Genomic DNA, 7981 nt, shown 5'->3' with positions numbered 1-7981 from the left:
CCGCGGTTCCCGCGCCGCCACCGTGTACAGGGCGGTCCCGACCGGGACCCAGGAGGCCTCCCAACCGGTGGACACCACGGCGAGGACCGCTCCGGCCAGGACCGTGTACAGAACCCGGACGGGCCACCTGCGCCGTACCGCGACCGGCAGCCAGACCACCGCCGCCACGGCCCCCGCGCCCCAGCCACCGCTCAGCGTCTCGCTCACGCCGAACGCCAGGGCGAGGAGTACGGCCGCGACCGTGTCCACGCCCTGCCACTGTCCGTCCCGCAGACGTCCGGCCACCAGCGGCCGTGACTCACCGTCACCCATGCCGGCCACGCTATCCAAGCGGGGCCCAGGACCCGTCAGCCCGGAGGACGTCATCTCACGGGCTGAGTCATCCGCACGACCGATGCCCGTCGTACCCTCCTGGGCTGACACCTGGTTCCTCCCCGGGGGCGAAGCCGCCCGGCTCGTCGGCCGAAACAGTGGAACGCATGAATCGGAGAACACTGCTGTCCTCGGGCGCCGCACTGGCCGCCGCCCTGATCCCGGGTCCGCTCGCGCCGGCGGCCGTCGCGCAAGCGGGGCAGGAGGAACCCGTGCGGTTCCAGCTGCCCGCCCCGAACGGCCCGTACCCGTTGGGTACGGTCGCGCTGCACCTGGCCGACACCGCGCGGCCGGACCCCTGGGTGCCCTCCCGCCCCTGCCGTGAGCTGATGATCAGCGTCTGGTACCCCGCCCGCGGCCGCGCGGACCGCCCCACCGTTCCCTGGATGCCTCCGGCGGCGGCCGACCGGTACCTGAGCATCCTCGGCCTGCCTCCCGGCCGGGTACGGCTGGGAGCCACCCATGGCCACGAGGGCGCTCCCGTCGGCGGCCCGCCCGGCCCCCTGCCCGTCGTGCTCTACTCCCCCGGCGCCGACGCGTCACGGTCGTTCGGCACCGGCGTCGTGGAGGACCTCGCCAGCCACGGCTTCGTGGTGGTCACCGTCGACCACACCTACGACGCGGCGGCGGTCGCCTTCCCCGGCGGACGCGTCGAGACGAACCCGACGGGCGGGATCAGCGACTACGCCAAGGCCCTCGCGGTCCGTACCGACGACATCCGCTTCGTCCTGGACCGGCTCGCCGTCCTCCGCGCGGGTGGCCACCCCGGCGTCTGCCGCACCCCGCTGCCCACCGGCCTGCGCGGGGCGCTCGACCCGCGGCGCGTCGGGATGCTCGGCCACTCCCTGGGCGGCGCCACCACCGCCGCGACGATGCTCAGCGACGGGCGGATCACTGCGGGCATGAGCCTGGACGGGGGCGCGGCGGGCCCGGTGGTGGACGCCGGGCTCGACCGTCCGTTCCTGGTCGTGGACACCCTCGGCAAGGGCGGCATGGAGAACAACCCCGCCCTGCGCGTGTTCTGGTCGCACCTGCGCGGCTGGCGCCTGCACCTGACCGTACGGGGAGCCGCGCACCAGTCGTTCGGCGACGACGTGCTGATCCTGCCGCTGCTCGCCCCCCTCCTGGGCAGGTCGGCGTCCGATCTGGAGGAGGATGTCGGGACGATTCCCGGGCACCGGGCACAGGCGTTCCAACGCGCCTACCCGCGAGCCTTCTTCGACCTCCACCTCCGCGACCAGGGGCGGCTGCTCGACGGCCCGTCCCCTGACTTCCCCGAGGTCGACTACGCCCGGTGAACGCCTTGGCTCCGGCCTCGCACGGGGATCACGACCCGGGGAATCCCGCGGGGCGGCGAATGCGGGCCGGGGTCAGTCCTTGTGCCGGAAGGACGCCTTCCCGGCGGCTTCGGCGTCGGGGCGAGGACGGTTGGGGGCAGGTCCTGGGCGAGCTGGACCAGCGCAGTGGTGCGACCCGGCCTCACGGGGATGTGGTGGGCGGCGAGGCGGCGGCTGAGCGCGGAGGCGGAGATGTGGCTACGCCTCCGCACCGGAACGCCCCTCTGCGGCGCCACTCCTGTTGACGGAGTGGTGTCACAGAGGGGCGGAGGGTGGGCTTGGTCAGGCCCTGCACATGACCAGGGCGCGACTCTGGCCGATGTGGGAGCGGGTTGTCCAGGAGTTGGCGTTCTGCGGGTCGGGGGCGTCCAGCTCGATCTCGTCGTCGATGGCGCCGAAACCGTCGAGGCCCAGACGGCTGTCCCGTCCGCCGCCTGCGATCTGTGTGCCCTGGGGGCAAGTGGCGCGGGCCACCTGGCCCTTCTGGGACCAGTCGGAGGCGACGACGGTGGGCACGGGCGCGCCCTGGGCGCACATGGCGTAGGCGCGGGTCTGGCCGCTCTTGGCCTGGACCATCCAGGTGTTGGCGCTGTCGGGGGCGGGCCCGTTGGCCTCGACGCCGTCGCTGAGCGCGCCGGTGAAGTTGGTTCCGATGCGGGCGTCCTGGCCGCCGCCGACCAGCCCGTAGCCGCTGGGGCAGGTGGCCTTGGCGATCCACCCGGCCTGGGACCAGTCGGAGGCGACGATGGTCAGCGCGGGGGCTCCGGCGGCACACAGCGCCATCGCGCGTGCCTGGCCCTTCTTGGCCTGCGCGGACCAGGTGTCGGAGACGGTCGCGTCGGGGGCGTTGAGTTCGATGTCGTCGTTGACGTCCCCGTTGATCAGTGTCTCCAGCCGGGTGTCCCGGCCGCCGCCGATCAGACGCTGGCCCGCCGGGCAGGTGGCCTTGGCGATCCATCCGGCCTGGGACCAGTCGGAGGCGACGACGGTGGGCACGGGCGCGCCCTGGGCACACACGGCGAAGGCGCGGGCCTGGCCCCTGCTGGCCTGGACCATCCAGGTGTTGGCGCTGTCGGGGGCGGGCCCGTTGGCCTCGACGCTGTCGACGACCGTCTTGAAGGTCGCGTTGACGTAGAGGTTGGCGTCCTGCCCGCCGCCGACCAGGCCGTAGCCGCTGGGACAGGTGGCCTTGGCGATCCACCCGTCCTGCGACCAGGCGGAGGCCACGATCTTCACTGCCGGGGCGGGCCCGTCCACCGCCCCGGCGGACGGGCCTGCCGCTAACACCGCGCCGGCTGCCAGCACCCCTGCGAGGGCGAGGCGGATCCCGTGCATCATTCGAGCCCCTTCACGTGCCACTGAAAACGACGCCCTCCCTAGCCGGGGGGCTCGTCGAGTGTGCGGTGCGGAACCCCGCCCACTAGATCACGGCACATTCAAACCACCTGTTCGGATGAATGCCGGTCACCGTCACCAGACAGCGCCCCCTCGCCGAGGGCCGCGAGCCGATGCGGCCCCCGCTGAGGCCTCCGGTCCTCGGGGGTCGAGACTGGTGAGCTCGCATGTTGATGTGTCGCGTCCACGGTGACCCCGTCGGGACGGGGTGATGCGCCGGAGGCCGGGAACGGCCGCGACGTACAATCGCGGCGAAAACGAAGCGCCAGGCCGGGATTCCGGCACCGGCGTGAGGGAGGGGACAGGATGTTCGGTTCGGAGAAGAAGCTCAACGACATGGCGGCGCGGCTCAGGCCCGACCTGAGTCGGGAAGCGCTCGGCGTCGGGCCGGACTTCCCGGGCATCGCCCCGAACCCGGTCCTGAGCAGGGACGCACGGAAGCGCAATGCGGAACTGCGCACGGGGGCGCTCGCGCTCGGCGTTCTCGTCGACTGGCGGGAGATCAGCAGCGGCGGCAGCCCACGCGTGGCCCTGATGCTCGACGTGGAGACCATCGGCGGCATCTCGTTCCGCGGTATCGCGGACGAGAACCTCACGATCACCGAGATCGCCCGACTCGCCCCGGGGCAGACGTTTCCCGTGCGCTACCGGCCGGCCGTCATGGACCACTACGTCGCCCTTGCCCGGGACGCGGACCCCGCCCACGTGCAGCGGCTCTCCGACGAGATCGCGAGCCGCAAGCGGACCTGACCCGAAGCCAGTCGAGTGCGAACCGGCCCCGGGGCGGAGCGCCAGCGGTGCCTTCCGCCCGTTGCGGCCCCCGCGTACGATCGGCGCTCATGGTTGACCTCTATCCTCCGACCGAGCCGTACGACACCGGGGTCCTGGATACCGGAGACGGCAACCGCCTCTACTACGAGCAGCTCGGCAACCCGGACGGCAAGCCCGCCCTGAACGTCCACGGCGGCCCGGGTGCGGGGGCGCCGCGACGGCCGACCCGGGCCTGGGACCCGGAGCGCTACCGGGTGATCCGCTTCGACCAGCGCAACTGCGGCCGCAGCACCCCGCACGCCAGTGACCCGGCGGCGGACATGAGCCTGAACACGACGCGGCATCTGATCGACGACATGGAGCGGCTGCGCGAACACCTCGGTGTGGAGCGGTGGTTGCTGAACGGCGCCTCCTGGGGGTCGACCCTCGTCCTGGCCTACGCGCAGCGGCATCCCGAGCGGGTCACCGAGATCGTCATCCCGGCCGTGACGACGGCCCGGCGGGCCGAGATCGACTGGCTCTACCGGGGTGCCGGACGGTTCCACCCGGAGGCGTGGGACCGGTTCCGCGACGGCGTCCCGGAGGAGGAGCGGGACGGCGACCTGTTGGCGGCGTACGCGCGGCTGATGGAGAACCCCGACCGCGCCGTCCGGGAGAAGGCCGCCGCCGACTGGCTCGCCTGGGAGGACGCGGTCGTCTCCAACGAGCCCAACGGTTCACCCGGCATGTACAGCGACCGCGAGGTGGACGAACGGATCGCCTTCGTCCGGATCTGCGCCCACTTCTTCAGCCACGGCGCCTGGCTGGAGGAGGACCAACTGCTGCGCGACGCCCACCTGTTGGCCGGCATCCCGGGTGTGCTCGTCCACGGCCGGCACGACATGGGCTGCCCGGTGCAGACGGCCTGGGAGCTCGCGAAGGCGTGGCCGGGGGCACGGCTCCACATCATCGAGGACTCCGGGCACGCCGGCAGCGAGGCGATGGGGCAGGCGACCCGGACCGCCATCGAGGAGTTCAAGAACCGCTGACCCCCAGGCCTCGGAGGCGACCTCGCCGGCCCCGAACTCAGGTCGCCGGACCGCGGTCGACCGGAGCCTGCCACGGCAGGACCGGGCGGACCAGCAGTGTCCGCCCGTCCGGCCACGTCAGTCGGACCTCGGTGCCCGCCACCCGGACCGTCACCTCCGGTGCCGGGGGCGCCCCCGGCGCACCGGTCAGCAGCACGGCGCCGACCACCACCTCGAACTGTTCTGACGAGTCGTCACATACCGGCGCCGGAGCGGGCGGGAGCACGAGGAGGGGCACGGCGCAGCGGTGGCCGAAGGCGTTCGCCCGCTCGCGGCGGTGCACCTCCGCCGCCGTCCAGCCGTGCAGCCCGAGCACCGCGCTGACCAGCCCCGGCCCGTTCGCGCCGGGTGCCGTCCGGACGGCCGCGCCCGGAAGCTCCCGCAGGACCGTCTCCGGCTCCGCCTCGGCCGCCAGCGCGTAACCCCCCTCGCGCAGGCCCCAGCCGGGCGGCCGGCGCAGCCCGTGCACCCTGATCTCCCAGGGCCCGGCCGGCACCGAGACGCTCACCACGGGCGGCGGGGCCGCGCCGGGGACGGGCCCGCCGGGGGGCAGCGGCCGGTGCCAGGAGGCGGCGTACCGGTCGGTCACGGCGAGCGGGTGGATGCGCTCGCGGCGGGTGGCGGTGCCGTCGGGCAGGAGCAGCGCCAGGTGGTTGTCGATCCGTGGCGCCTCCGGGCCGATCACCGGCCCGGTGCGGGTCGAGTAGGCGAGCCTGGCGTAGTGCGGCTCGTCGCGTTCGACGGCCGGCGGGGCGGTCAGGTAGCAGGAGCCGTGGTTGAGCACCCGGACGAGCCCGTCGGCGGCGGTCCGGTGGACGAGGAAGCCGGGGACGGGCAGCGCGGCCGTCAGGTCGGCGCGCTCCCCCGCGAGCGGCTCCTCGGGCGCCGTCCACACCGGGTGGCCGGCCGGGAGCAGCAGCCCCAGGAACCCCATGGCCGCCGCGTACGGGGAGCCGGGCGAGCTGTAGACCTGGGCGGCCGCGCTCTGCTCCCCGTACCAGCCGAGCGGGAGCAGGCCGCGCGGGTCGGGCGCGCCCCGCTCGGTGAAGTGCCGCAGCACGCCGGAGGCCAGGCGGCGGGTCTGCCCCGGGGTGAGCGGGGTCGCGCCGTCCAGCGCCCCGAGCCAGAACGGGGCCAGGCAGGCGAAGCGGTAGCTCAGCGACCGCCCCTGGTGGAGCACCGCGCCGTCCGGCCCGAACAGCCAGCGGTACTGGGCGAGGAAGCGGTGCAGCCGTTCGCGGTACAGCGCCGCCCTGGCCCCGGCGCGTTCCCCGGCGATCCGCGCCCAGAGCAGCGGGTAGAGGTGGAACCCCCAGGCGTTGTAGTGGTCGAAGCGGCGGCCGGCGTCGTAGGCCGCTCCCGGGCCGACGGCGAACTCCCGCGGGCCGCCCGAGCGGTAGTCGTGGCGGGTCTCCGGCCCGTCCAGGTACCAGCCGTCGCCGGAGTACCACGGCTCGATCCGGTCCAGCCGGTCCTCGATCTCGCCTCGGTCGTGCCCGGCGCCGACGGAGGCGAGGAACTCGCCGACCACCGCCTGGAAGAGCACGTGGTTGTTCTCCCGGACGCCCCGGCCGACCGTCCCGCCGAGCCAGCCCGCCACCTGCTCGCGCTGACCGGGGGTCAGCCGCTCCCAGATCCACGGGCGGGACTCGTGCAGGGCCACCGCGAGCGACGCGGCCTCGACGATCTGCTGGGAGTAGTCGGTGACGGCCGGCCAGCGCTCCGGCCCGCCGGGGTCCGTGCCGGCGAGCAGCCCGGCGGTGACCTGGTCGGCCAGCTCTCCGAGGCTGCCGCGCGCCGGCTCGTCGCCGGCCGCCAGCCGGACGGCGGCCAGCACCGCCGTCCGCGCGAAGCCCTCCAGGCCGTCGGTGTCGCCGCCCGACCAACTGCCGCGCCCCGGTGGCGAGATCCGCGCCCCGAGCGGGCTGCGGTAGGGCCGCAGGGACGCCAGCAGGTGGTCCGCGACGGCGATCCAGTGCCGCCGGGTCCAGCCCGTCACCGGCGCGCCCGCCCGGTCCTCGGGCGGCAGGTCGAGCCCCGCGGTCGGTCGGTCCCGCATACGGCGGCCTCCTGGTGGCGACGGTGCCGGCGGCTCCGGCACCCTCACCGTACGGCCGGGCGCGCCGCGGGCCCGGGCGGCTCAGGCCGGGTCGGCGGTGGAGACGGCGAGCAGCTTGGTCACCGAGCCGTCGTCCCCGACCACGTCGCGCAGGTGGCGGAAGCCGAGCCGCCGGCACATCGCCAGACTCGGGGTGTTCTCCGCGCCGACCATGCCGTAGACCTCCTTGAGCCCCAGTTCGTCGCCGGCGTAGCGGATCAGGCCGCGGACCACCTCGGCGCCCAGGCCCCGGCCCCAGAACTCCGGGGCCAGCGCGGTGACCAGCTCGTGGCCGTCGACGTTCCCGGTGCGCTTGACCTCGGCGTGGCCGGCGTACGCGCCGTCCAGCCAGAGGCCCCAGATGTCGAAGAGGTGCTGCGGGTAGACGTCGGTCAGGATCGCGCGGAACAGCGTGCGGATGTCCGGCTCGGGCACCAGGTCCTGGCCCATCCAGCGGCACACGTCCGCGTTGCGGAGCAGGGAGACGAAGGCGTCCTCGTCCTCGGGCCGGTAGGGGATGAACTCCAGGTGCTCGGTGCGCAGCTGAGGGGTCATGCCGCTCTCCTCTTGGGTCGTGGTGGTTCGGTGGTGCGGCAGCCGTGGGGCGGGGCCGGTCGGCGCGGCCGGCGGCCCCGTCCCCGCGGCCGGTCAGGCTCGGGCGTTCTCCATGCGCTCGCGCAGGCTCTTCGGGCGCATGTCGGTCCACACCTCGTCGACGTAGGCGGTGCACTCGGCCTCGGTGCCCTCGGTGCCGACGGGCTGCCAGCCGGCCGGGACGTCGAGGTCGGCGGGCCAGAGGGAGTACTGCTCCTCGTCGTTGCGCAGCACCTGGTAGCGGGTGTTCTCGTCCATGTCGGGCTCCTTCGTCATCGCGGGTCGGTCTCGGCGGGGTCGGTACGGGTGGGCAGGGTCGGTACGGGTCGGTACGGGTCGGCGGGTCC

Annotated in this window: 7 protein-coding genes and 1 pseudogene; 3 read left to right on the top strand and 5 right to left on the bottom strand. The window is 74.3% G+C overall.

Features of this window, described 5'->3' with window-relative positions:
* Positions 1-312, bottom strand: a pseudogene (locus ACFU7Z_RS02665) (two-component sensor histidine kinase); the annotation flags it as partial.
* 167 nt (positions 313-479) lie between these two features.
* On the opposite strand from ACFU7Z_RS02665, the gene ACFU7Z_RS02660 reads away from it, so the two are divergent.
* A complete protein-coding gene (locus ACFU7Z_RS02660) occupies positions 480-1670 on the top strand; it encodes an alpha/beta hydrolase family protein (protein WP_380775510.1) in 1191 nt (396 codons plus the stop codon).
* A gap of 321 nt (positions 1671-1991) precedes the next feature.
* On the opposite strand, the gene ACFU7Z_RS02655 is transcribed toward ACFU7Z_RS02660, so the two are convergent.
* On the bottom strand, positions 1992-3047 hold the full coding sequence (locus tag ACFU7Z_RS02655) for a hypothetical protein (RefSeq protein WP_380775508.1): 1056 nt from the start codon (positions 3045-3047) through the stop codon (positions 1992-1994).
* A 363-nt stretch (positions 3048-3410) separates the two neighbouring features.
* On the opposite strand from ACFU7Z_RS02655, the gene ACFU7Z_RS02650 reads away from it, so the two are divergent.
* Both ACFU7Z_RS02650 and pip read left to right on the top strand, forming a co-directional pair.
* On the top strand, positions 3411-3854 hold the full coding sequence (locus tag ACFU7Z_RS02650) for a hypothetical protein (RefSeq protein WP_380775507.1): 444 nt from the start codon (positions 3411-3413) through the stop codon (positions 3852-3854).
* A gap of 89 nt (positions 3855-3943) precedes the next feature.
* Positions 3944-4903, top strand: coding sequence for a prolyl aminopeptidase (pip, locus tag ACFU7Z_RS02645; protein ID WP_380775505.1), 960 nt, complete (start codon positions 3944-3946; stop codon positions 4901-4903).
* Between the two features lie 37 nt (positions 4904-4940).
* On the opposite strand, the gene ACFU7Z_RS02640 is transcribed toward pip, so the two are convergent.
* From ACFU7Z_RS02640 to ACFU7Z_RS02630, 3 genes are all read right to left on the bottom strand, one after another.
* Positions 4941-7001: a DUF2264 domain-containing protein gene (locus ACFU7Z_RS02640; RefSeq protein ID WP_380775503.1), complete on the bottom strand. Its 2061-nt coding sequence runs from the start codon at positions 6999-7001 to the stop codon at positions 4941-4943.
* An 81-nt stretch (positions 7002-7082) separates the two neighbouring features.
* Complete coding sequence (locus ACFU7Z_RS02635; RefSeq protein ID WP_375873067.1) at positions 7083-7595, bottom strand: GNAT family N-acetyltransferase; 513 nt, start codon at positions 7593-7595, stop codon at positions 7083-7085.
* A gap of 93 nt (positions 7596-7688) precedes the next feature.
* On the bottom strand, positions 7689-7892 hold the full coding sequence (locus tag ACFU7Z_RS02630; protein ID WP_049649584.1) for an MbtH family NRPS accessory protein: 204 nt from the start codon (positions 7890-7892) through the stop codon (positions 7689-7691).
* Positions 7893-7981: the final 89 nt, after the last annotated feature.

Source organism: Kitasatospora sp. NPDC057518 (assembly GCF_042802075.1).
In the GTDB taxonomy this organism is placed as follows: domain Bacteria; phylum Actinomycetota; class Actinomycetes; order Streptomycetales; family Streptomycetaceae; genus Kitasatospora.
The sequence above is the reverse complement of the archived record's forward strand: the minus strand, read 5'-3'. Positions and strand labels throughout refer to the sequence as shown.